General features: G+C 42.5%; 18 protein-coding genes. 13 read left to right on the top strand and 5 right to left on the bottom strand.

What is annotated here, in order from left to right; translation table 11 throughout:
* The first annotated feature begins 1 nt into the window (after position 1).
* Positions 2–2602: an ABC transporter permease gene (locus D3P96_RS01350; protein ID WP_124942605.1), complete on the top strand. Its 2601-nt coding sequence runs from the start codon at positions 2–4 to the stop codon at positions 2600–2602.
* A gap of 255 nt (positions 2603–2857) precedes the next feature.
* Here the strand turns inward: D3P96_RS01350 and D3P96_RS01355 are convergent, their stop codons facing one another.
* The gene (locus tag D3P96_RS01355) at positions 2858–3679 is read right to left on the bottom strand and encodes a LysR family transcriptional regulator (protein ID WP_185696043.1); all 822 of its coding nucleotides are present in this window, start codon (positions 3677–3679) and stop codon (positions 2858–2860) included.
* Between the two features lie 134 nt (positions 3680–3813).
* Here D3P96_RS01355 and D3P96_RS01360 point away from each other — a divergent pair, with 134 nt between their 5' ends.
* The gene (locus D3P96_RS01360) at positions 3814–4815 is read left to right on the top strand and encodes a YeiH family protein (RefSeq protein WP_124942607.1); all 1002 of its coding nucleotides are present in this window, start codon (positions 3814–3816) and stop codon (positions 4813–4815) included.
* 718 nt (positions 4816–5533) lie between these two features.
* On the opposite strand, the gene D3P96_RS01370 is transcribed toward D3P96_RS01360, so the two are convergent.
* The 4 genes from D3P96_RS01370 to D3P96_RS01385 all read right to left on the bottom strand — a co-directional run bounded on the left by D3P96_RS01370 (position 5534) and on the right by D3P96_RS01385 (position 12596).
* On the bottom strand, positions 5534–6913 hold the full coding sequence (locus D3P96_RS01370) for a gluconate:H+ symporter (protein WP_124942608.1): 1380 nt from the start codon (positions 6911–6913) through the stop codon (positions 5534–5536).
* A gap of 139 nt (positions 6914–7052) precedes the next feature.
* Positions 7053–9428: a peptidoglycan amidohydrolase family protein gene (locus D3P96_RS01375; RefSeq protein ID WP_124942609.1), complete on the bottom strand. Its 2376-nt coding sequence runs from the start codon at positions 9426–9428 to the stop codon at positions 7053–7055.
* Positions 9429–9583: 155 nt separating this feature from the next.
* Positions 9584–12040: a CHAP domain-containing protein gene (locus D3P96_RS01380; protein ID WP_124942610.1), complete on the bottom strand. Its 2457-nt coding sequence runs from the start codon at positions 12038–12040 to the stop codon at positions 9584–9586.
* A 259-nt stretch (positions 12041–12299) separates the two neighbouring features.
* Entirely contained in the window at positions 12300–12596 is a 297-nt protein-coding gene (locus D3P96_RS01385; RefSeq protein WP_124942611.1) for a hypothetical protein, read from the bottom strand.
* Positions 12597–12782: 186 nt separating this feature from the next.
* Here D3P96_RS01385 and uvrA point away from each other — a divergent pair, with 186 nt between their 5' ends.
* The 11 genes from uvrA to D3P96_RS01430 all read left to right on the top strand — a co-directional run bounded on the left by uvrA (position 12783) and on the right by D3P96_RS01430 (position 22726).
* Entirely contained in the window at positions 12783–15638 is a 2856-nt protein-coding gene (gene uvrA / locus D3P96_RS01390; RefSeq protein WP_124942612.1) for an excinuclease ABC subunit UvrA, read from the top strand.
* Positions 15639–15679: 41 nt separating this feature from the next.
* Positions 15680–15799: a putative metal homeostasis protein gene (locus tag D3P96_RS08300; protein ID WP_158002686.1), complete on the top strand. Its 120-nt coding sequence runs from the start codon at positions 15680–15682 to the stop codon at positions 15797–15799.
* 116 nt (positions 15800–15915) lie between these two features.
* The gene (rapZ, locus tag D3P96_RS01395) at positions 15916–16806 is read left to right on the top strand and encodes an RNase adapter RapZ (RefSeq protein WP_124942613.1); all 891 of its coding nucleotides are present in this window, start codon (positions 15916–15918) and stop codon (positions 16804–16806) included.
* The gene (locus tag D3P96_RS01400) at positions 16803–17810 is read left to right on the top strand and encodes a gluconeogenesis factor YvcK family protein (RefSeq protein ID WP_124942614.1); all 1008 of its coding nucleotides are present in this window, start codon (positions 16803–16805) and stop codon (positions 17808–17810) included. The genes rapZ and D3P96_RS01400 overlap by 4 nt, the downstream gene beginning before the upstream one ends.
* A gap of 18 nt (positions 17811–17828) precedes the next feature.
* Positions 17829–18791: a DNA-binding protein WhiA gene (gene whiA, locus D3P96_RS01405; protein ID WP_124942615.1), complete on the top strand. Its 963-nt coding sequence runs from the start codon at positions 17829–17831 to the stop codon at positions 18789–18791.
* Between the two features lie 73 nt (positions 18792–18864).
* Entirely contained in the window at positions 18865–19470 is a 606-nt protein-coding gene (locus D3P96_RS01410; protein WP_124942616.1) for an ATP-dependent Clp protease proteolytic subunit, read from the top strand.
* A 383-nt stretch (positions 19471–19853) separates the two neighbouring features.
* On the top strand, positions 19854–20036 hold the full coding sequence (locus tag D3P96_RS01415) for a hypothetical protein (protein WP_124942617.1): 183 nt from the start codon (positions 19854–19856) through the stop codon (positions 20034–20036).
* Positions 20036–20239, top strand: coding sequence for a hypothetical protein (locus tag D3P96_RS01420; RefSeq protein ID WP_124942618.1), 204 nt, complete (start codon positions 20036–20038; stop codon positions 20237–20239). The genes D3P96_RS01415 and D3P96_RS01420 overlap by 1 nt, the downstream gene beginning before the upstream one ends.
* Complete coding sequence (locus D3P96_RS08305) at positions 20212–20379, top strand: hypothetical protein (protein ID WP_185696044.1); 168 nt, start codon at positions 20212–20214, stop codon at positions 20377–20379. Before D3P96_RS01420 ends, D3P96_RS08305 begins: the two co-directional genes overlap by 28 nt.
* Positions 20380–20433: 54 nt before the next feature.
* A complete protein-coding gene (locus D3P96_RS01425; RefSeq protein ID WP_124942619.1) occupies positions 20434–21885 on the top strand; it encodes a glycosyltransferase in 1452 nt (483 codons plus the stop codon).
* On the top strand, positions 21875–22726 hold the full coding sequence (locus D3P96_RS01430) for a hypothetical protein (RefSeq protein ID WP_124942620.1): 852 nt from the start codon (positions 21875–21877) through the stop codon (positions 22724–22726). Before D3P96_RS01425 ends, D3P96_RS01430 begins: the two co-directional genes overlap by 11 nt.
* Positions 22727–22880 lie beyond the last annotated feature (154 nt).

Genomic DNA, 22880 nt, shown 5'->3' on the forward strand with positions numbered 1-22880 from the left:
CATGAAAAATATCTTAAATCTAAATATCTGGCGTGAGATTAAAGACTCAAAGGGACGTTTCTTTTCTATTATGGGATTGATTGCCTTGGCGGTTTTCGTCTTCGTCGGATTGAAAGCAACGAGTCCCGACATGCGGAATGCTGTACGGAAGGACTATGTGCAACAGAATCTAGCGGATGCAAAAATTAATACACCTGGGACGCAAGGGTTCACCAAGCATGAACAGGATGTGATTAAGCAACAGAAGTATGTGGATCGGACTGAATACGGTTACCAAGCTGATGCTAAAATTCATGGCAAGCAAATGGCGATGCAAGTCATTTCCAAGCCAGACCAATTGAGCAAGATGGAAGTGAGGTCAGGTCATCTACCTAAGCACGCCAACGAAATTGCCTTGGGTGAACAGCTCAAGGCTCAATACAAGATTGGTGATACGATTACGCTGACTGACAATCACGATAAGCAACTCAGCACGTTGCAAGGTAAGTCGTTCAAGGTGACTGGCTTTGTCCGTTCAGCCCAATACATGAAGAAACAAAACATGGGTTCAACCGTGATGGCTGATGGTAAAATTAACGCGTTTGGGGTTCTGCCGGATCAAGCCTTCACTGGGCAACCGAATGTGGTGCAAGTGAGTTATAACAATGTCTCTGGCCCAGCCTATTCAGATAAGTATGAGAATCAGGCACGTCAAGACACAGACAAACTCCAAAAGCAGTTAAATACCTTATCAGCAAATCGTCGCGCTGATATGCAAAAAAACATCGACCAACAACTTAGCTTAGCGCAAGCGAAGCAACAAGAAGCGCAACAAGCTGTGCAGGCGGCGCAAGGCACACCAATGGCTACGCAGGCACAAGCTGCTTTAACTGAAGTCGATGCAAAAATGAATGAAGCTAAGCAAGCCAAGGCGAATGTCCAACAACTCAAGTACACGGCGCAAACGCGACAAGGCTTTAGTGGTGGATACAGCGAATTCGGTAGTGATGCGGATCGTGTGGCAGAGCTATCAAACACGTTCCCAATCTTCTTCTTTGCTGTGGCGTTGATGGTGAGTTTCGTGACAATGCAACGCATGGCGGACGTGAAGCGGACTGAAGTTGGAGCGCTCCGTGCGTTAGGCTACACGCACATGCAAGCGATGCGTGAATTCATCGTTTACAGCATTTTGGTCGCAACGGCCGGAACGATTGTGGGAACATTGGTTGGACTCACAGTCTTGCCTGACCGTATCTTCCAGGCCTTTGGCTCGACGTTCTACACGAACGGTGTGTCATACGGGATTACCTGGTGGCCAATTATTGTGTCATACGGATTAGCATTATTGAGTACTGTTTTCCCAGCCGTTTACACAACGTATGCGGATATGCGTGAACAAGCAGCGGAACAAATGTTGCCTAAGCCTCCGGCTAATGGAAAGCGAATCCTGCTCGAACGCTGGACTTGGTTATGGTCAAAGTTGTCATTCTTCAACAAGGTGACCTTACGTAACTTGTTCCGTTATAAGATGCGGATGTGGATGACCATTCTTGGAGTGGCGGGAAGTATCGCCCTCTTGATTACAGGATTTGGAATTCGCGATTCGTTGAATAAGATTGTACCGTTGCAATATAACCAATTGGTTCATTATGATGTCACTGGCGTTTACAATCCTGATGCAAGTGCTACGGATCGGAACACTTATCAAAAGACAATTGATGATGATCGGAACGTGAAGGGTGAAACCCAAGTCCACATGGACAATGCTGAGGTGAACGTAAAGGGCTTGCAAGACAAGCAACAAGTGCAAGTGTTGGTACCGCAAGATACCAAGCAATTTAAGTCATACCTCACATTGCGTGATTATAAGACAAAGAAAGCTTTGCATTTGAACGATAACGAAGCGGTCGTGACTGAGAAGCTAGCTAAGATTAAGGGCTTGAAGGTCGGCGATACGATTCGTCTTGATGACGCAACTGGTCAAGGCCATCGCGTGAAGATTGGTGCGATTGCTGAGATGTATGCTGGACACACGATTGTGATGAACAAGGCGTACTATCAAAAGATATACGATACTAAGCCAACAGCGAATGCGACGTTGATCCGTTTGAAGGATTCATCAACAAAGGCGATGCAAGATATGGCAGTGAAGTTGAATCGTGAGAACGCAGCGGTAACGTCAATTCAATCTGGTTCAATCCGTAATGATATTAATACGGTCTTGAACAGTTTGAACCAAGTCGTCTTAGTGATTATTATCGCCGCGGCATTGCTAGCCTTTACGGTGCTTTACACCTTGACCAACATTAATGTGTCGGAGCGAATCAAAGAACTTTCAACGTTGAAGGTACTTGGATTCTATCCAAAGGAAGTTCTTGAGTACATTTATCGTGAAACAGCCGCACTAACGCTAGCCGGAATTGTGCTAGGGTACGCCTTCGGGTATGCCGTGCACGCTTACTTGATGGCGGTGGTCATGCCGGAGAACACGATGAGTGCACCGGGTGTTACAATACTCAATCTAGCAATTTCAACGTTAATGATTGTGATTTTTGCCTTAATCGTTCTATGGTTAATGGCGCGTAAGATTAATCGTGTGGATATGTTAGAAGCGCTTAAATAAAAATGCATACAAAAAAGCCTGGCGGGAAGAAGTGCCAGGCTTTTTCGTATTCAAAATATGTGAACAATTTGTTGGGAAACAAATTTTTTCGTAGGAGACATAGATGAGTAGGCTCTTATCTAGGTCTATTATATTAACCCGTCGCATGATTTGAAACCATGCTACTTTTTTTGCGATTTTTAAAAGACTCGCAAAAAAATGGGTGAGCTATTGTGAGAATAACAATTGGCTTTCACAAACTTTTTTGAAAATCTCTTAATCAAAAGCTTGCACGTGTTGCTTAATCCGATTAATCAAAGCTAAGACGAGCGGATCACGCTCAGCTCCATGATTCAAAACGTAAAAATTGCGGTTAAATTCTGGTCCAAGTAGTTCATAGGGGAGACCGTCATCAATGAAACGCGATGAAATAATCGATTGTCCTAGTCCGGCTTTGAGTTGGGCGACAATCATTTCATTATTATCCATCTCCAAAACATTCTGGGGATGCACGTGCATAAGTTCCAAATATTCATGGGTGAAGTGATTGATCCCTGAACCGGCCTCGCGCATTAACCACACCGGACTGTTGAAGTCGCCCGCGTGTACCAGATGATCATCGGCCAGTTGGAAACTCGCAATGCGTTGATCACTTAACGGCTTCTCGATGATACCGATTTGGATGTGATGCAGCAGTAGGTTTTCAAAAACCTGCTCAGAGTTCATCATCCGCACACTTAAATCGACCTGGTCTAAGTAGTCAGCCAGTTCGTTAATCACTTGTGGCAGGAGCGTGGTGGCCGCTGAGTGCGATGCACCGATGACAATTTGCGTCCGCTGTTGGGCAACATGACTCAGACTTTGCTTTGTGGTCCGCCACTCCGCCAGCATCTGTTGTGCTTGCGGATAAAATTGGTCTGCCACCATCGTAGGTATCACGCGTTTATTTTCACGCACAAATAATTCAGCTTGTAGTTCATGTTCCAGTTTCTGAATGTGCGTCGTCACGGTTGGCTGCGAAATGAACAGTTGATTCGCCGCTTGCGTGAAATTCCGTGTTTCATAAACGGTGATGAAGGTTTGCAGTAAGTTAAACATGGGCACCATGCCTCGTTTCATAGAAGTTCAGTATCTATTATAAAACATAATGGGTTCGATTAAATCTATCAATTTAACTTATCGATGTTTTTGCCGTACAATAAAGCATGTAGAAAACGAGAGGAGTTTTGGGGATGTTTAAAATAAGTCGAGACATGTGGCGCGGGATTATATTAACCTTTGGCGTGGCCATTATTGCGAAACTGTTAGCGCCGTTCCTGCCCGCCTTGGGTGGTGAGACGTTAGCAATGTTTATTGGCCTACTATTGGGAAACACGGTCTTTAGCAATGATCGCTGGAGCAGTGGAGTCAAGTGGTCAGAGAAGTATCCAATTGAAGTTGGTATCGCGCTCTTAGGGGTGACACTAACATTGGGTACAATTGCATCATTGAAGTTGCAAGGGTTGCTCTTTATCATTGCCATTATGATTTTAACCATCACCTTTGTGATGTGGATTGGTCAAAAGGTCTTCAAAGTTGATCAACAATCTTCAATGTTAATGGCTGCCGGAAACGCGGTGTGTGGCTCAAGCGCGATTGCGTCTGTGGCGCCAGCGATTCATGCCGATGATGATAAGCGGCGTACGGCAGTCGCCACCGTATCTTTGTCCGGGACTGCTTTACTGCTTATTTTACCTTTAATTGCACCGAGCCTAATGCACCACAATGACATGTTGATGGGGGCGTTGATTGGTGGAACGGTTCAGTCTGTGGGGCAAGTGGTTGGAACAGCGGCGTTGATTAACCAGGATGTCGTGACGTATGCGACCTTATTTAAGATGTTGCGGGTTATTCTGCTATCCGTCGTTGTCATTTACATGACGCACGTTGTGGCGCGTTCTGAAGGAGCTGATGCCAGCGTGACAAAGGCTAAGCCAAAGTTTAAGTTACCTTGGTTTGTGACGGTGTTCTTGTTGGCAGTTGTGATTAATACTGTTTTCCCATTCCCAACGATGATTAACCATTTCGGCCATGAGGCATCAAGCTTCTTGGGTGTGGTTAACTTGGCTGGAATCGGGTTGAACTTAAAGTGGCAAACGATTCGTAAGTCAGGGGTCCGTTATTTGGGCTACGGTTTGGTGACGATTATCTTCCAAATCGTTGTCGCAACCGCCTTAATCTATTTAATTTGGTAATGAAAAAGCACGCTATGATTAATTTCATAACGTGCTTTTCTGTTCTAATTTGGATTATGCAAAATCGTAAAGTGTTCAATAATTTCTTCATCAAGGACAGGGTTGTACATATGATGAATCGTGCGTTCGTAGCGGAAACCTTGCTTTGCTTGAGCGCGCTTTGATTGTTCGTTACCATCTTTATAGCCACACCAGATATCGGTGAGGTGAAGTAGTTTTCGATGTAGAAGCGGGATTCAGACTCGCGTTGATGAACGGGCCAACCAGCGATTGGTCCAATCTTTGGATTACTGGCATAGTGGTAGACGCTCGAAGCGTCAGATGATTTGAAGTTACGTAGCGTTAAGCGATCTGTGTTTAAAGTTGGCATGGTTAAGTATATATGTGTGACAATCAACAATGAAAAGGACTAACCAAGAAAGTGGTGCAAAAAAGAGCATGTACATGTCGACATGCTCTTTCTTTATCGCTTTGATAGGCAGAAAGAACGTGGAACCATTTAAATAACGTACACGAAACACGCGTTGTGTTTAAAATGCTTTCTAGATTAATCTAAAAAAAGACGCTACTTAAAATAAAGGTCCACCTTTCTGCTAATTTGGGTTTTCTACTTAGGGTTGTATATTAACATGGCTATGTTTCATCTTCAAATAAAAAGCCCCACGCACAAGGCGTAGGGCTTTTTTGAATGTTAGTTTGAACAAATGTAATGTGGTACTTAGATAAGTAGCATTGTCATTGCAATAACAACAAGCAAACCAGTGATTGAGATCACAGTTTCAAGCACAGTCCAAATTTGGAATGTTTGCTTGATTGAGATATCAAAGAATTCTTGGAAAATCCAGAATCCAGCATCGTTCACGTGAGAAGCAACCAATGAACCTGAACCGATTGCCAAGGCAACCAATACGGCCATCATTGGGTTGCTTTGTGAAGCAACGATTGAAACCATGATACCAGCGGCAGTCATACCGGCAACAGTGGCAGAACCAACTGAAACACGAAGTACGGCTGTAACGGCCCATGCGAATAGGATAATCATAATTGGAGACATTGATCCGTTAGCTGAGAACATCTTAGCAACGTGATCAGAGAATCCAGAAGTAACAAGGACACCACGAAGGGCGCCACCACCACCAACAATCAATAGAATACCAGCAACGGCGTTTGTGGCTTCTGCCATAGACACGTTAACTTGCTTCATTGAACGCTTTTGCCAAATTCCCATTGAGAAGATCGCAAAGACAAGTGAGATTGTCATCGCAACAGCAGGGTTTGCCATAAAGTCAATGACTGAATCCAACATCGTTGGGTTCTTTGGTGTCACACCACCAGTCATGACCATCTTATAAACTGTCGCAATAATCATAAAGATTAGTGGGAAGATTGATGTCAAAACTGACAAACCGAATGAAGGTGTATCCTTCAAATCGTATTCCTTAACTTCACCAACAGCAGGCAAACTGTCCTTCTTTTGGAAGGCATCAGGCGCATACTTTTGGGCCAACTTTGTGAACAAAGGTCCACCAACGATGGCAGTAATAACGGCAACAATCAAACCAAGAATCAACATCATCCCAATGTTTGCACCCAAAGCTGTGGCAACAGCAGTAGGAGCAGGCTGTGGTGGCAAGAATCCTTGCGCAGATGAAAGGGCGGCAGTCATTGGGATTCCAAGATAAAGTAGTGGCACGTCTGCTTCTTTAGCGACGGCAAAAACAATTGGAATCAACAAGATCATTCCAACACCGAAAATCATTGAGATTCCGATGATGAATGATGCAATCAAGACTGCCCATTGTAGGCGCTTAACACCGAACCAATCGATCAAAGTGCTTGCGATACGGTATGAACCACCAGCATCAGCAACCAAACGACCAATCATTCCACCAAAGATGAAGATAACTGAGTTAGTTCCCAAGATGTTTCCCACACCTTGATCACCAAGCACAGCATTGGGGATGTCCATTGGGTTCATTCCAAGCAAAAGTGCTAGAACAAACGCCGTAATAATAAGTGCAACGAATGTATTAAGTTTGAACTTAACAATCAACACTAGCAAAAGCAAAATTGCCAGTGCTAACATAAGAAATTCCATGTTTTCTCCTCCAAATTTAAACTAACATCCTTTATTTTACACTCTTCTCTCGTGTCGAACTTCACAAGTAAGTAACATTTAAACTGTTTTTAAGAAAAAAAGACTAACTGCAGCGCAGTTAGTCTTTGATTTCACGCAATTAGAGACGTGGCGCACGATAAATCGTTGCATAGTACAGTCCAGAATTGGCAAATGTCTTGTTGTAGTTTGTTTCAGAGATACCATTGTCGGCATAGTTACAGTGGATAATCTTATCACTACTTGTAAAGATACCAGTGTGACCACCAGCACCAAGCGTTGTACCACGCTTACCCCAGATGAAGATATCACCACGTTGTGGCTTAGTTCCTGCAGGGAGGGCAGTCCAACCTTGTGCTTCAAGATCAACGAAGAGGGTCTCAGTGTTACCAATCATAGTGTAGCTAGGCATCAAACCAGCTTGCTTCAAAGCTAGGTAAACGGCACTAGAACAGTCGTATGAGTTAGGGCCAAGGCGTTGGTACATTGAGTAATCAACTTTCCCCTTACGTGCTTGGAACCAGCTAATGGCAACTTCTAGGAGTTGCGCATTTGTGTTGGTAGCCAATCCGTTTGAACCGAAGTAAATGTTCTTACCATTGATGCGGACGTATTGGTTACGGACTTGTTTGAAGTCGTTACCATAGTATTCTAAACCAAGTGCACCGTTTGAACGGGTGAACCAACGTTGTCCCTTAACTGCTTTACCATTGCTACCAAGATAGTAAGCTGAGGTGTTGTTATCAATCATGTAGTAAGCGTTACGCATTTGCTTCATGGTTTGATTGTTATAAGCTTCAACTTGCTTTTTACCATTGGCATCAGTGAATTGGCGGATACCGCGGACAGCATTACCATTGCTACCGAGGTAGTAGGCAGAAGTATTACCATCAATCATGTAGTAAGCGTTGCGCATTTGCTTCATGGTTTGATTGTTGTAAGCTTCAATTTGCTTCTTACCCTTGGCATCAGTAAATTGGCGGATACCACGAACTGCCTTACCGTCATTACCAAGATAGTAAGCTGAAGTGTTGTTATCAATCATGTAGTACGCATTACGCATTTGCTTCATGGTTTGATTGTTGTAAGCTTCAACTTGCTTTTTACCTTTGGCGTCAGTGAATTGGCGGATACCACGAATGGCCTTACCGTCGTTACCAAGATAGTAGGCAGAAGTATTACCATCAATCATGTAGTACGCATTACGCATTTGGGCCATGTTTTGGTTATTGTAAGCTTCAATTTGCTTTTTACCATTGGCGTCAGTAAATTGGCGAATACCACGAACGGCCTTACCATCATTTCCAAAGAAATAAGCAGTCTTGCCACCATCAATCATGTAATAGTCGTTACGAACTTGCTTAAAAGTATCTTCATTATAGTACTCAATTTGCTTCTTACCGTTAGCATCGATATATCCACGGAGTCCCTTAACGGCAAAACCATTAGCATTTAGATAATAAGCTGAATCACCATTATCAGTAGGAACATAGGTGCTGCGAAGTTTCGTCATCGTATCATCATCATAAACTTCGATTAAGCGTTCATTGTTTTGATTTGTGAATTCACGGACACCACGAACGGCGAAACCATCATTATTGAAATAGTATGTGGTAGTAGGATCGACACGGTGGTATGTATTACGAACTTTGTTAAAACTAGGGTCATAATATTCAACACGCTTGATACCATTTGCGGTATAGAAAGTGCGAAGACCAGTTACGGCATTACCGATTTCATTGAAGTAATACACCCGATTATTATCGAAACGTACGTAATCGTTACGTACTTGACTAAAGTCGCGGTTGTAGTATTGCTTGTTCGTACCGTCGTTATAAACACCAGTTACAGCATAACCGTTGTTATCAAAGTGATAGTACTTGTCGCCAATTTGGTGGAAACCAGTTAGGGCAGTACCATCTTTGTAGTACTTGTTACCATCCCAGCCATTTTTAACTTGGGCACTGGCAACCTTCTTGCTAACCGTAACAGTACGTGTGTTTGTCTTTTGACTAGCACTTGTCGTCGTTGTTTGGCTAGTAGCCGCACTCGTTTGAGACTTAGACGTTGCGCTTTGTGAGGCAGCTTCACTTGTTGCAGTACTTTGTGATGAGGCTGATTGGCTTGTCACTTGAGAAGTGGCACTTTGTGAAGTAGCTGAGTGGTCAGCTTGGCTATCAACATGGGCGCTTTGACTATCAGCTTGTGAGGCTTGGCTTGAAACGCTTTGTGAGGTAACTTCGCTTGTTGCAGCTTCGCTTGTCGCTGCGGCTGAAGTGTTTGATGGTACATCTTGTGATGTTGTCGCACTTAAAGTAACTTGATTATCTGAGGTTGTTGCTTCCGCATGTGCGGTAATTGTTTGATTGTTTTCAGGGGTTTGGGAAACCGTATCGGCACTGACTTGTACACCAGTGACTAACGCGGCCGCACCAACTAAGGCGCTAACCCACATTTTTCCGCTTTTATACAGTTTAAAATGTTCTTTTGTTTGCATTATACCTTCTCCTTGTTGTATAGCATAATTGTATAGAATAAATAATACATCTGAATAACAGTAGATTTAATTTTAGACCACAATTTGCAATCTTTTGTCATAACCTGTAATAAAAAAAAGACCCGAAAAATTCGGATCTTTTTTATTCATGGAGCTTAAAAATGGATGATTCCGTTAACTCCAGGAGTGCGCATTGAAATTGTACGTTCATTGTAAGCACGACCTGAGTAGTTACCTTCGGCAATAACGAAAGTACCATTGGCGTTAACCTTTTTAATGTAGGCAACGTGACCATATCCACCACCAAAGCCAACGATAGCACCAACCTTAGGTGTACGATCAACCTTGACACCACGAGCACGAGCATTTCCAGCCCATTGTGCACCATTACCCAAGAACTTGAATTGTGATGAATTAACACCTTGATCAGCTAGGATATGAGAAACGAAAGCCGTACATTGACCAGCAGGGTATGAGTAACCACCGTTGTAGAAACCACGTACACCACTAGCGTAAACATTTGAAATGTTAGCAGCATAACCAAAGCGGTCTGTCTTAGCTAAACCATTTCCTTGGAAACGATATGCAGTGTTCCCGTTAATTGAAACAACCTTATTACGAACTTGCTTAAAGTTGTTATCGTAATATTCGTATGTCTTACCAACCTTACGAAGACCTGTTACGGCCTTACCATTGCTACCCAAGAAGTAAGCAGAACGGTTACCATCAATGTTGTAGTGAGTGTTACGCATTTGCTTCATGGTTTGGTTGTTGTAAGCTTCGATTTGCTTACGACCCTTAGCGTCGGTAAATTGACGAATACCACGAACCGCCTTACCGTTGTTGCCTAAGAAGTAGGCAGAGCGGTTGTTATCAACGTTATAATAAGCATTACGCATTTGCTTCATCGTTGAGTTGTTGTAAGCCTCAACTTGTTTACGACCTTTAGCGTCAGTAAATTGACGAAGACCGCGGATGGCCTTACCATCTTTACCCAAGAAGTAAGCAGAACGATTACGATCAATGTTGTAATAGGCGTTACGCATTTGCTTCATGGTTTGGTTGTTGTAGGCTTCAATTTGCTTCTTGCCCTTGGCATCAGTAAATTGACGAATACCACGAACCGCCTTACCGTCTTTACCCAAGAAGTAAGCAGAACGGTTGTTATCAATGTTGTAATAAGCATTGCGCATTTGCTTCATGGTTTGGTTGTTGTAGGCTTCAATTTGCTTCTTGCCCTTGGCATCAGTAAATTGACGAATACCACGAACCGCCTTACCGTCGTTACCTAAGAAGTAGGCAGAACGGTTACCATCAATGTTGTAATAAGCATTACGCATTTGGCTCATGTTTTGGTTGTTGTAGGCTTCAATTTGCTTCTTACCATTAGCATCGGTAAATTCGCGAATCCCACGAATAGCCTTACCATCATTACCAAAGTAATAAACAGCAGCGCCCGTATCGTAGTAATTATTACGAATTTGCTTGAATGTATCAGTATCGTAGTATTCGATTTGCTTCTTACCTTGTGCATCAGTGTAACCACGAAGTCCCTTAATGGCAAAACCGTTGCTGTTTAGGTAATAAGCAGTTGTACCGTTATCAATCGCAACAGAAGTGTTACGTTGCTTGGTCATGGTATTCTCATCATAAACTTCGACTAATTGTTGACCGTCTTTGTTTGTGAATTGACGGACACCACGAACGGCAAAGCCATCGCCGTTGAAGTAATAAGTTGTTGTTGGGTTTTCATGAATGTAGCTATTACGAACCTTGTTGAAAGTTTGATCGTAATATTCAATACGCTTAACACCATTTTGTGTATAAAATGTTCGAAGACCAGTAATGGCGTTACCTTGTGCATCAAAGTAGTAGACACGGTTATTGTCAAAACGCACATAGTCGTTACGAACTTGGCTAAAGTCGTTACCAAAATACTGCTTGTTCTTACCATCATTATAAATACCACGAACGACAAAACCGGCGTCATCAAAACGATAATACTTGCCATCGATTTCTTGTAGACCAGTTAGCGCCTTACCATCCATAAAGTACTTGTTACCGTCCCAACCATTCTTAAGTTGGACAGGCTTAACTGACTTACTGATTTGGGTTGTCTTTGAAGGGGATGTTGTTTCTTTTGGTGTTTGCTTGTTTTGTGAAGCAGCCTCAGAAGTAGCAGTGCTTTGAGATTGTGAAACAGGTGTTTCAGTTTGCTTTGATTGCGTACTTTGTGAGGTTGCTTGTTCAGAAGTTGCAACAGAGCTTGATTCAGAAGTTGCCGTACTTTGGGCACTAACTGATTGACTCGTTACTGATTGACTAGTACTAGTTGCACTTGTTTGATCTGAACTGGTTTGTGATGATGTTACATTTGAAGTGTTATTTGTTGTTTGTGATGAAACCAAACTTGAAGCGGCAGCAGATGTTTCCTGCACGCCAGTCGTCTCAGTAGCGACTTGAACAGTTTGGATTTGGTTGTTTTGGGGTGCGTTAGATGCAACAGTGTCGGCACTTGCCTGAACGCCTGTTACTAATGCGGCAGCACCAACAAGGGCGCTAACCCACATTTTACCGCTTTTATACAATTTAATGTGATTTTTAGTTTGCATCTGTTATCTCCTTAATCAATATCATCATATTAATGGGAAAATAATACATCTGGTTAACAGTGAGCTTAATGTTAGAACACATTTTGAAATAAAGTGTAATAAAAAAAGTCCGAAGATTCGGACTTTTTGGGGCTGAAAATGTGTCTTGGGCGCTTTTTAAAGTAATTTTATGTGAAAAGCACACGCATTAAGCTGTAACATTTCTGCCATATATTTAATTAAACATGCATAAAGTATCGTTTATTGAGGAGGATTTACGTTAAATTTGGGTATCTTTGGGTTCAGCGGTAAAGGTGTCAAGGAGTGACCAGAATGCGACCACTACGAAAATAATGACAAAATGCCAAAGAACAGTTTGTAAGGCATTATTATACACATTTGTATATGTATTGATGAAATGATGTGTAAAAATGATTGCCAACAATTCTTCAATCCCAATAATAAGTGCTGTTAAAGCTGAAGCAGCAGCTAAAACAGTGACAACGAGTAGAATCGCTGAGGCAATGTGTTCTAGAATCCAAGCAATGCTCCAAGGTTTAGAATCAACAAGTTTCATGTTGGATCTCCTTTTGCGTTATATAAATATCATTATAAAGGGCTTTACTGTAAAATGGCACATAAATATGTCAGCTAAAGATAAATTTATAGAATTACTTCATAAAATTAGGTTATAACTAACATTTATGATTAAATAACTGTATAATAGTAAGATAATATTAAGCGTTAGAAAGTGAGATCCACTATGGCACATGATTGGATAACTATCCGGGGCGCTCGCGCCCATAATTTAAAGAATGTTGATGTCGATATTCCTCGTGACAAATTTGTGGTTATTACAGGATTATCCGGCTCTGGAAAAAGTTCGTTGGCGTTTGATACGCTCTACGCCGAAGGACAACGCCGTTATGTTGAAAGTTTGTCAGCGTACGCGCGTCAATTCTTAGGTCAAATGGATAAACCTGATGTTGATTCAATTGATGGGCTAAGTCCAGCGATTTCAATTGACCAAAAGACCACCTCAAAAAATCCCCGTTCAACCGTGGGAACTGTAACTGAAATTAATGATTATTATCGTTTGTTATATGCCCGCGTTGGCCAACCTGATCCTGATAAAGATGGCATTATTGTTGAAACGTCTATCGATCAAATGCTCAACGATTTAGAACAACGCCTAGAACCTGGGAGCCGTTTGCAAATTTTAGCACCGATCGTGCAACATAAACGTGGCTCACACGCGACGGCCATTGAGCGTATTAAGCGTGAAGGGTTCGTCCGGATGATGGTTGATGGTGAAATGCATGAAGTAACTGATGATATTCAATTAGATAAGAACAAATATCATGATGTTGCGATTGTTGTTGACCGTGTTATTTTGAAACCTGAATCACATGCACGTTTGTATGAAGCCTTTGAATCAGCCCTCCGTATGGCAGATGGTTTGGTAACGGTCGATGTCATCAAGGGTGAGCAATACACTTACTCTGACCACTATACGGGTGCCCTTAAAAAGTATGCCGTTGGTAAGCTTGAGCCACAGTTGTTTTCATTTAACGCCCCCGATGGCGCCTGTGAAGTCTGTGGCGGTCTGGGGATTACTTTGGAAGTGGACCCTGATTTAGTCGTTCCGGACCCCAGTCTAACTTTGGCAGAAGGGGCAATTGCTGCATGGAACCCCATTTCATCTAAGTATTATCCTGAATTATTACGTCAATTCGCGGAACAAAATAACATCCCCATGGATGTGCCTTTTGAAAAGATGAAGGAGTCTGACAAGCAACAAATCTTGTATGGTTCAGATAAGCCATTCCATTTCCATTATGAAAATGATTTTGGTGGGGTGCGTGATGTGGATACGGACTTTGAAGGGGTGATTACAAACATCAGCCGTCGTTATAAGGAATCATCATCTGACTTTACACGTGAACAAATGCGTAGTTACATGAATGAATTAACTTGTACAACATGTCATGGGTACCGATTAAATCAAGCTGCGCTATCCGTGAAGATCAATGGACATCACATCGGTGAAGTATCAGATTGGCCGGTTGATGAAGAATTAGCCTTCTTTAAGGATGTCAGCTTTGATGAACAAGACGAACAAATTGCTCGCCCAATTATCAAGGAAATCACCGATCGATTAAGTTTCTTGACGAACGTCGGACTAGATTACTTAACCCTTTCGCGGGCCGCACGGACGTTATCTGGTGGGGAAGCCCAGCGAATCCGATTGGCCACACAAATTGGATCAAATTTGTCAGGAGTCATGTATGTTCTTGATGAACCTTCGATTGGATTGCACCAACGAGACAATGACCGTTTAATTACATCATTGAAAGCGATGCGTGACTTGGGGAATACCTTGATTGTCGTTGAACACGACGAAGACACGATGCTTGCGGCGGATTATATCGTTGACGTGGGACCAGGCGCTGGGGCGCACGGCGGTGAAATCATGGCGGTGGGAACGCCGGCAGAAATTGAAGCTAATCCCAAGTCGTTAACTGGTCAGTATTTAGCGGGAAAGAAATTTATCCCAGTGCCAAAGACGCGCCGTAAGGGTAACGGCGAAAAGATTACCATTAAGGGTGCTAAAGAAAATAACTTGAAGAACGTGAAAGCAGACTTCCCTTTGGGTAAGTTTGTTGCCGTCACGGGAGTTTCAGGTTCGGGTAAGTCAACTTTGGTGAACACGGTCTTAAAACGTGCGTTGAAGGCGGAGTTGAATAACAATTCTGAAAAGCCAGGTAAGTTTAAGTCGATTGAGGGTGTTGACCAAATTGACAAGATTGTTGATATTGATCAGAGTCCAATTGGACGTACGCCACGTTCTAACCCAGCAACTTATACGGGTGTCTTTGATGATATCCGTGATTTGTTTGCACAAACAAATGAAGCAAAGCTCCGTGGCTATGCCAAGGGTCGTTTCTCATTCAATACCAAGGGTGGGCGTTGTGAAGCATGTAAGGGTGACGGGGTCATCAAGATTGAAATGAACTTTTTGCCTGATGTCTACGTGACCTGTGAAGTGTGTCATGGTACGCGTTATAACTCAGAAACCTTGGAAGTGAAATACCGTGATTTAACGATTGCGGATGTCTTGGATTTGACGGCAGAACAAGCCGTTGAATTTTTTGCACCAATTCCAAAGATTCGTCGTAAACTTCAAACCATCGTTGATGTAGGGCTTGGCTACGTAAAGTTGGGTCAATCCGCAACAACACTATCTGGTGGAGAAGCGCAACGTATGAAGTTGGCCTCAGAATTACAACGTCGTTCAACGGGTAAGACGTTCTACATTTTAGATGAGCCGACTACTGGATTACACACAGATGATATTGCACGTTTGTTGGAAGTGCTTAACCGTTTGGTTGATGGTGGCAACACTGTCTTGGTCATCGAACACAACTTAGATGTGGTGAAGACGGCTGACTGGGTCATCGACATGGGACCTGAAGGTGGTGCTGGTGGTGGACAAATTGTTGCGACAGGCACACCAGAAAAAATTGCGAAGGTTGCTGAATCATACACGGGTCAATATTTGGCGCCAATTATGTTGCGAGATAAAGAACGTGAACGCTTGGCAAACGAAGCAAAATAGCGTATACTTACTTTTAGTTAATAAAAAAGGAGGACAGAACTATGGCTGAACGTTTAGATCAAGCTTCTGCACGTCGTAAGATGAAGAGTCCGAATATTAAAACACGCAAGCGGGCTTTGAAGGCATTACACGATGCTGCCGCACAATCTGCAAAGAAGTAAATTTAAGATGAAAGCAATCTACTTGGGTAGGTTGCTTTTTTAATAAAGTTGGACCGAATTGGTCTATATTAATTGTTTCAATGGTATAATGCCAGTAGAGTTGAAAGGAGTTTGTTATGGCTAAAAAAGAATTAGTAATTGTAACCGGGATGAGTGGTGCCGGTAAAACAGTTGCGATGAAAGCTTTTGAAGATTTAGGTTATTTCACAGCCCAGAATCTACCAGCTAACTTGTTACCACAAGTCTGGCAAATGATTTCCAATGAACCAAACATTGAACGCGCAGCGATTATGATTGATACCCGTTCGCGCCAGTTCTTTGAGGATTTGGACGAAGAACTATTTGAAATGAGTCAAGATAACCATGACGACTATAATTTGCGCGTGTTGTTTCTGGATGCCGATGATAAAGAATTAGTTGCCCGTTATAAGGAAACCCGCCGTCAGCATCCGCTAGCTGGTGACAAAGGAACCTTAGCAGGCTTGGAAGTAGAACGTGAATTGATGGCTGACGTACGCAATATTGCGACTGACGTCATCGACACTAGCCAATTAGATGCAAAAGGCTTGCGTCAAACCATTGTGTCAAAGTTTGGCTCAGAACATGATCGTCAAACCGCCTTTAGTGTGCAGGTGATGAGCTTTGGCTTTAAATACGGGTTACCAGCTGATGCAGATATTGTTGAAGATGTCCGTTTCTTGACCAACCCATACTATCAACCAGAGTTACGGGAACAAACTGGTTTAGACAAGCCAGTTTGGGACTACGTTTGGAACGATCCGGATGCTGAAAAAATGTATCAGATGGATTATGAACGATTCAAGTGGCTTTTGCCACGCTACAAAGCCGAAGGTAAGTCATCATTGACGATTGCGTATGGATGTACCGGCGGTCAACATCGTTCGGTTGCCTTTGCCCATCGGCTAGCCCAAGATCTTTCCAAGGACTGGGTGGTCAATGAAAATCATCGTGATAAGGACCGACGGAAGGCAGGCTACGCACAATGACATCAGAATTTACAGTAGAAACAAAGCCAAAGATTGTTGTCATTGGTGGCGGTTCTGGGCAACCCATTATCCTTAAAGGCTTGAAGCAGTATGATGCAGAATTAACAGCCGTTATTACTGTTGCCGATGATGGTGGTTCTTCTGGAACCCTACGCGACTATCTTGATATTATTCCCCCTGGCGATGTCCGCAATGTGATGGCGGTCATGTCGAATGTGTCACCAGAATTTATTGATGTGTTCCAATATCGTTTCAAAAAGGAAGACGAAATGCTGGCTGGCCACGCACTAGGGAATCTTGTGATTGCGGCGATGGCTGAAAAAGAAAATGATATTTTCCGTGGTGTGCAGATTCTATCGCATTTGATGAACGTTGACGGACATATTTACCCTGTGGCAAACGAGCCTTTGGTTTTGCATGCCCAATTTAAGGACGGAACTGAATTATCAGGGGAAGCTGAAATTACAGCGGCCCACAAGGTGATTGACCATATTTGGGTCACACCTCAAGACAATCAAGATGGCCGAGTTGCGCAAGCGCCAAGCGAAGTGATAAACGCCATTTTGAATGCGGATGAAATTGTTTTGGGGCCAGGAAGTCTATATACCAGTGTTTTGCCAAATCTTGTTGTCGAGAATGTACGGGAAGCCTTAAAGCTAACGCCAGCTAAAATTGTCTATATTGCCAATATTATGACACAAAAGGGTGAAACCGATGGTTATAGTGAAGCGGACCATGTGCGTGCCATCAATGATCATATCGGTAGTCAGGTTGTTGATGCTGTAATCATGAATACGGGTGAAGTGCCAGATAACTATATTGATTGGCAAAAATGGAATGAGGTTTCAACGCAAGTGGCCTCAAATCCTGAGGAAGTTCGTAAAGAAGGGGCTGTGCCAATCACCGGAGACCTGTTAGAATTACGTGATGATGGCGCGTTCCATGATGGTGATGCTGTGGCAAAGCTAATCATGCAAATCGCAACAGGTCCGGATGAAAAGTAAAATAAGGAGGATACCAAAGTGTCCTTTGCAAGTGATGTTAAAAAAGAGCTAACGATGCTCGAAGTGAACAATCCGGATAACGCAAAAGCTGAATTAGCAGCGCTGCTTCGGATGAACGGGTCCTTGGGGCTTAGTAATATGCACTTTACGTTGAATGTGCAAACGGAAAATGCGGCGATTGCCCGACGGATTCTGAGTTTGCTTCAAAAGTTTTACCATTTGCCCGCAGAAATTTCGGTGCGGCGTCAAATGAAATTGAATAAGAATAATTTATACGTTGTTCGTATCGTGCAGGGCGTGGATGAATTACTGGAGGACTTACATATTCTCGATAATTTTGAAATGCGGCCAACTCCTCCGGATGATTGGTTGGAACCAGAGGGAATGGCCCGTTCCTATTTGCGGGGGGCCTTTCTGGCAGCGGGGTCAGTTAATAACCCCGAAACGAGTCGCTATCATTTAGAGATTTACTCACTCTATGAGGAGCAAGCTCAGCAGTTGTGCGACTTAATGAATCGTTTCGATTTAAACGCTAAGGTGGTCGATCGCCGATCTGGTTTCATTGTTTATCAAAAAGAAGCCGAGAAAATTGCGGATATGTTGAATATCATGGGCGCGACGAATGCGATGCTGAAGATGGAAGATGTGCGTATTTTACGCGATATGCGAAATTCAGTGAATCGTTTAGTTAACGCTGAAAATGCGAATTTAGACAAGACCGTGAATGCCAGTCAAAAGCAAATCGACGACATTGAATTTTTAGATCAAGAAATTGGGTTACATCGATTGCCTGACAAGTTGCGTGAAATGGCGCAAGTTCGTTTAGAACATCGTGAGGAACCGATGTCAGCTTTAGGGAATTACATGCCCTCAGGCCCAATTTCAAAATCAGGTGTGAACCACCGTTTACGAAAACTAACGAAAATTGCCGATGATTTACGGGAAACCGGAAAATTGCCGAAAGATATTCGTCAAAACTAAAAACAATTTGACCTTTGTTGACCAAGTGTTAAAATGGTTAGATAAGTTTCAATATATGATTGGAGGAATGAACATGTTACCAGTTCCATACGTTATTGAACAATCATCACAAGGTGAGCGTTCATATGATATCTTTTCACGTTTGTTGAAAGACCGTATTATCATGGTTACGGGTGAAATTAACTCGCAGATGTCTACAACTATTATTGCGCAATTGCTATTCTTGGATGCGCAAGATCCTGACAAAGATGTTTATATGTACATCAACTCACCAGGTGGGGAAGTTAATGCCGGGATGGCCATCTACGATACGATGAACTTCATCCATCCAGAAGTGCAAACAATTGTCGTTGGTTTGGCCGCTTCAATGGCGTCAGTTCTTGCTTCTTCAGGAGCCAAGGGCAAGCGCTTCATGTTGCCAAATTCACAGTTCATGATTCACCAACCATCTGGTGGTGCTCAAGGACAACAAACTGAAATTGAAATTGCCGCTAAGGAAATTTTGAAGACGCGTTCAAAGCTTAACCACATTTTGGCTGACAATACTGGTCAACCATTTGAACAAGTTGAGAATGATACGGAACGTGATCACTGGTTGGATGCTGAAGAATCATTGGCATACGGCTTAGTTGATAGCGTTATCGCTTCAAATGATGAAAAGAACGACAAAGTAAAGTAATTAAAAAAGGAGTTGCCCAGGTGCAACTCCTTTTTTGCTATTTTTACATTAATAGTATTGGGAAAGTATGGAATTACTCGAGTGTTTCGGACGGTTTTTGAAAATAGAAAGCGACTAAACGTGCGCAGAGGCACATAATTGGCGCTTACAGTAAGGATAGATGAATGTTTACATATTATATTATGCGATTTATGGTAAAATAAGTCGGTTACAATAATAAAATTTTGGCCAAATCTGGTCGTCAGTGGAGGTGAGCGGAGATGCAACTAGTTTGTATTTTAAAATGGAATCAACTCTCAGCACATGCGTTCACTTATGGGGCGGATATTTCATATCCAAATTTGACGACTGTGGCATATGCCAATAGTCTGTAGCCATCGGGAATGCCGATTGTTACATGGGAGAATCTATCGGCAAAACAGGCAGCTGATGCGGAAATTCGACAAAGTGTGGTGATCCACATTCTTGAACAAGACTATACCTATTACGTTCAAGCCAATATGGCGACAACGCCGGCTGATTCAGTCGGAAGCAGTCTTGTTTTTTCAACCGGCAAGATCGGGTGATGGATCGAATCGTGCAAACAGAACAAAATTTTGATTTTGTTTTTTCGTATGATGCGGTAGACTATCGCATCAATATTGTTAAATTTAATAATGAGGCCTTAGAGATTGGCTCAATTCTATTAGCTGAGACGGACCTCTTTGAAACGATGACTTTTGAAACGGGCAAACCCGATATGTGGTTGTTGCAACCAAGTGTGACTTAAACCTAGCTGCGCAAAATGCAACGGTATTGATTAAAAAGGCCAACTATCCGGTGGATACGATGTATATCGATACTGACCATGATGAAGTGATGTATTTAGGTCTTGCGACAATAACATTGGCTGATAGCACACGGTTATAAAGTTATTTGGCAATGCAAAAACACCAAGAGTGAGAAAAGAAAGTAGGAGAGAATATGAATTTCTTTATTAATCAAGCCATGGGCATCGGAAATTCCGGTGTAGAACATGCGCAATTTTATCGAGCTGAACGCTTTGATCAAGCTGGATTGCCTTATCGGTATATCTTTTTGAACTTTGTGCCAGAATTACATAAGGCCATTGATCACTGGAACCTACGTGATGATCAAGTGATCAATCTATGGGAATACTTAGTTTTGGGTGCGGATTACCTGAAGACTGGTTTGCAAGAACGTCAAGAATCAGTCAATGGGGATACGGTTGTTGACCGCACTAACACCCATCGTAAGCGTGAAGGTGTGACTGATTCGGGTATTCGCTATGTGCAACACATGGTAAAGGGACCAGATAAGCACGATCCTGACAATGAAATTTTGCAAGTGTCGAACTATCGTGTGGAGCTTTTTAATGAAGCAACTGGTGAACGTCGCGTGATGTACGAAATCATTGATGACCCACACCGTAAAGCAGTTATTTCAAATATTCACCTATTTAACGAGGGCGGGGAACACCTTTTCTTCCGTAACCTAAATGGGCTACACCGTATGTTTTTTGAAAAATTGGATGCGGCCTTTAATGGTCACAGTACGTTTATCATTGATCGTGGTGAATTTGCAGATGATGTGTTAATGGAAAAGCGCATTCCAAACTCAAAGATCGTCTACATTGTGCACGCCGATCAACTAGCCAATCGTGATGACCCTAAGTACCCACTTTGGAATGATCACTATGAATATATGCTTGAACATGTCGATGCAGTTGATGCGATTGTGACAGCAACAAAGATTCAACGTGACGATATCCTCGTTGACTTCCCAGATGCGTCAGATAAGGTCGTGGCGATTCCGGTTGGTGGTGTACGTGATAACGCACCTGAGATTGGGGATGCCAAGATGCATACACCAATCCGCTTTATTACGGCTTCACGTCTTGCCGCTGAAAAGCATGTTGATATTGCGGTCAAGGCCGTTGCTAAGCTACATGATAAGCTTGGCGTTGATGTGATTTTCGATATTTACGGGCAAGGTGAGAAGAAAGAGACAATTGAACAAGCAATCAAAGATAGTCATGCTGAGGATTACATCACAATGAAGGGTCTTTCAAATGATCTTGTTAACATTTATCCAAAGTACGATGCCTTTATTTCAACATCATTCTCTGAAGGATTTGGTTTGACTTATATTGAAGCGTTGAATGCAGCTTTGCCAGTTGTGACCTTTGATGCCCGTTTTGGGGCACAAGAATTGGTCCAAGATGGTGTGAACGGATTCTTGATGCCGTTTAAAACTGATGATGAAGTTTATGATGCAGACCAAATTGAATTAGGCTTGGAAAAGCTATTGGATGCAGACTATGCAACTCTTAAGCAAAACACCCTAAAGTCAGTGGAACCTTTCCAAGATCATGAAACCGCTGCTAAGTGGAAGGAGCTAATCGATGAACTATGAGCTAGTAAATAACATCACCCCAGGAAGTGATGTTTGGGAAAAAGTGAAAGAAAATGTCGCTAAAGATGATGCAACTGTAATTACATTAACGGCTGCACCACGCTTCTATGGTCTTTTGCAAGATGAAGGGGTTAAGGGTATTAACGTCTTGGACCACGTCACAAAGCGAACTTACGTGCCAGATCAGTACCGTTTCTTTAATGATGTTCCTGTGCCAACATGGGCCAAAATTGATATGACCCAAGATGGTAGTATTTTGGTTACTGATCAGGGAGATGTTATTGCACGCGAGTACCTTTTCGGCAATACGCGTCGGGCAGTGCAAGATGTGCGTTATAACAATCCAGATGGGACATTAGATTATATTGAAGAATATGCGTTTGACGGAACTGTGTTTAGCAATCTGTTCTACTCGGATAACCAACTTCAAGAAATTGTATTCTATAACTCTGATGTGCAACCAGTTGTTCGCTATTACTTCTACGAAAGTGTCATTAACTTTATAACAATTGAAGATCCGAAGACCCACGCCGTCCTTAAAGACTATGCAAACTTGGAAGATTTCTTAGTGGATCAAGTCGCACAATTGGTGACGAAAGACGATACAGTTGTCTTCCATTACATGGGTGTCGAAATGAATTCACTCCGTGAGGCAAAGTCTCATAATGTCTTAGAGATGGCCGAATCCGTATTAGACGAAAATGGCAATGTTCGTGGTAACTTAGCGATGATTTTGCAAGGTCAATTAGATTATATTGATGAGGTTCGAGTAGATTCACAAGGATATGAAGATTTGAAGCAATCCGGTGTTCCAATGGACCGAGTTGTTGAATTAAAATAGATTTCACATATTCATGAATTACATATGTGATGTCAGCACTTATTAACTAAGATTTAGTATGTAGATTAAATAAAAAAGTAAAACCCTTAACCCGTTTGAATTGCTTGGTTTATGAGCGTTTAATTGAATTAACATTTCAAAAATCAGAAAATAA

The sequence above is a fragment of the Weissella viridescens genome (genome assembly GCF_003862435.1).
GTDB lineage: Bacteria > Bacillota > Bacilli > Lactobacillales > Lactobacillaceae > Weissella > Weissella viridescens_A.

What these genes read in the sequence shown, in the direction of transcription:
- D3P96_RS01350 (WP_124942605.1), top strand. Translation starts at nt 2, where the DNA reads ATGAAAAATATCTTAAATCTAAATATCTGGCGTGAGATTAAAGACTCA.
- D3P96_RS01355 (WP_185696043.1), bottom strand. Translation starts at nt 3,679, where the DNA reads ATGTTTAACTTACTGCAAACCTTCATCACCGTTTATGAAACACGGAAT.
- D3P96_RS01360 (WP_124942607.1), top strand. Translation starts at nt 3,814, where the DNA reads ATGTTTAAAATAAGTCGAGACATGTGGCGCGGGATTATATTAACCTTT.
- D3P96_RS01370 (WP_124942608.1), bottom strand. Translation starts at nt 6,913, where the DNA reads ATGGAATTTCTTATGTTAGCACTGGCAATTTTGCTTTTGCTAGTGTTG.
- D3P96_RS01375 (WP_124942609.1), bottom strand. Translation starts at nt 9,428, where the DNA reads ATGCAAACAAAAGAACATTTTAAACTGTATAAAAGCGGAAAAATGTGG.
- D3P96_RS01380 (WP_124942610.1), bottom strand. Translation starts at nt 12,040, where the DNA reads ATGCAAACTAAAAATCACATTAAATTGTATAAAAGCGGTAAAATGTGG.
- D3P96_RS01385 (WP_124942611.1), bottom strand. Translation starts at nt 12,596, where the DNA reads ATGAAACTTGTTGATTCTAAACCTTGGAGCATTGCTTGGATTCTAGAA.
- uvrA (WP_124942612.1), top strand. Translation starts at nt 12,783, where the DNA reads ATGGCACATGATTGGATAACTATCCGGGGCGCTCGCGCCCATAATTTA.
- D3P96_RS08300 (WP_158002686.1), top strand. Translation starts at nt 15,680, where the DNA reads ATGGCTGAACGTTTAGATCAAGCTTCTGCACGTCGTAAGATGAAGAGT.
- rapZ (WP_124942613.1), top strand. Translation starts at nt 15,916, where the DNA reads ATGGCTAAAAAAGAATTAGTAATTGTAACCGGGATGAGTGGTGCCGGT.
- D3P96_RS01400 (WP_124942614.1), top strand. Translation starts at nt 16,803, where the DNA reads ATGACATCAGAATTTACAGTAGAAACAAAGCCAAAGATTGTTGTCATT.
- D3P96_RS01410 (WP_124942616.1), top strand. Translation starts at nt 18,865, where the DNA reads ATGTTACCAGTTCCATACGTTATTGAACAATCATCACAAGGTGAGCGT.
- D3P96_RS01415 (WP_124942617.1), top strand. Translation starts at nt 19,854, where the DNA reads ATGCCGATTGTTACATGGGAGAATCTATCGGCAAAACAGGCAGCTGAT.
- D3P96_RS01420 (WP_124942618.1), top strand. Translation starts at nt 20,036, where the DNA reads ATGGATCGAATCGTGCAAACAGAACAAAATTTTGATTTTGTTTTTTCG.
- D3P96_RS01425 (WP_124942619.1), top strand. Translation starts at nt 20,434, where the DNA reads ATGAATTTCTTTATTAATCAAGCCATGGGCATCGGAAATTCCGGTGTA.
- D3P96_RS01430 (WP_124942620.1), top strand. Translation starts at nt 21,875, where the DNA reads ATGAACTATGAGCTAGTAAATAACATCACCCCAGGAAGTGATGTTTGG.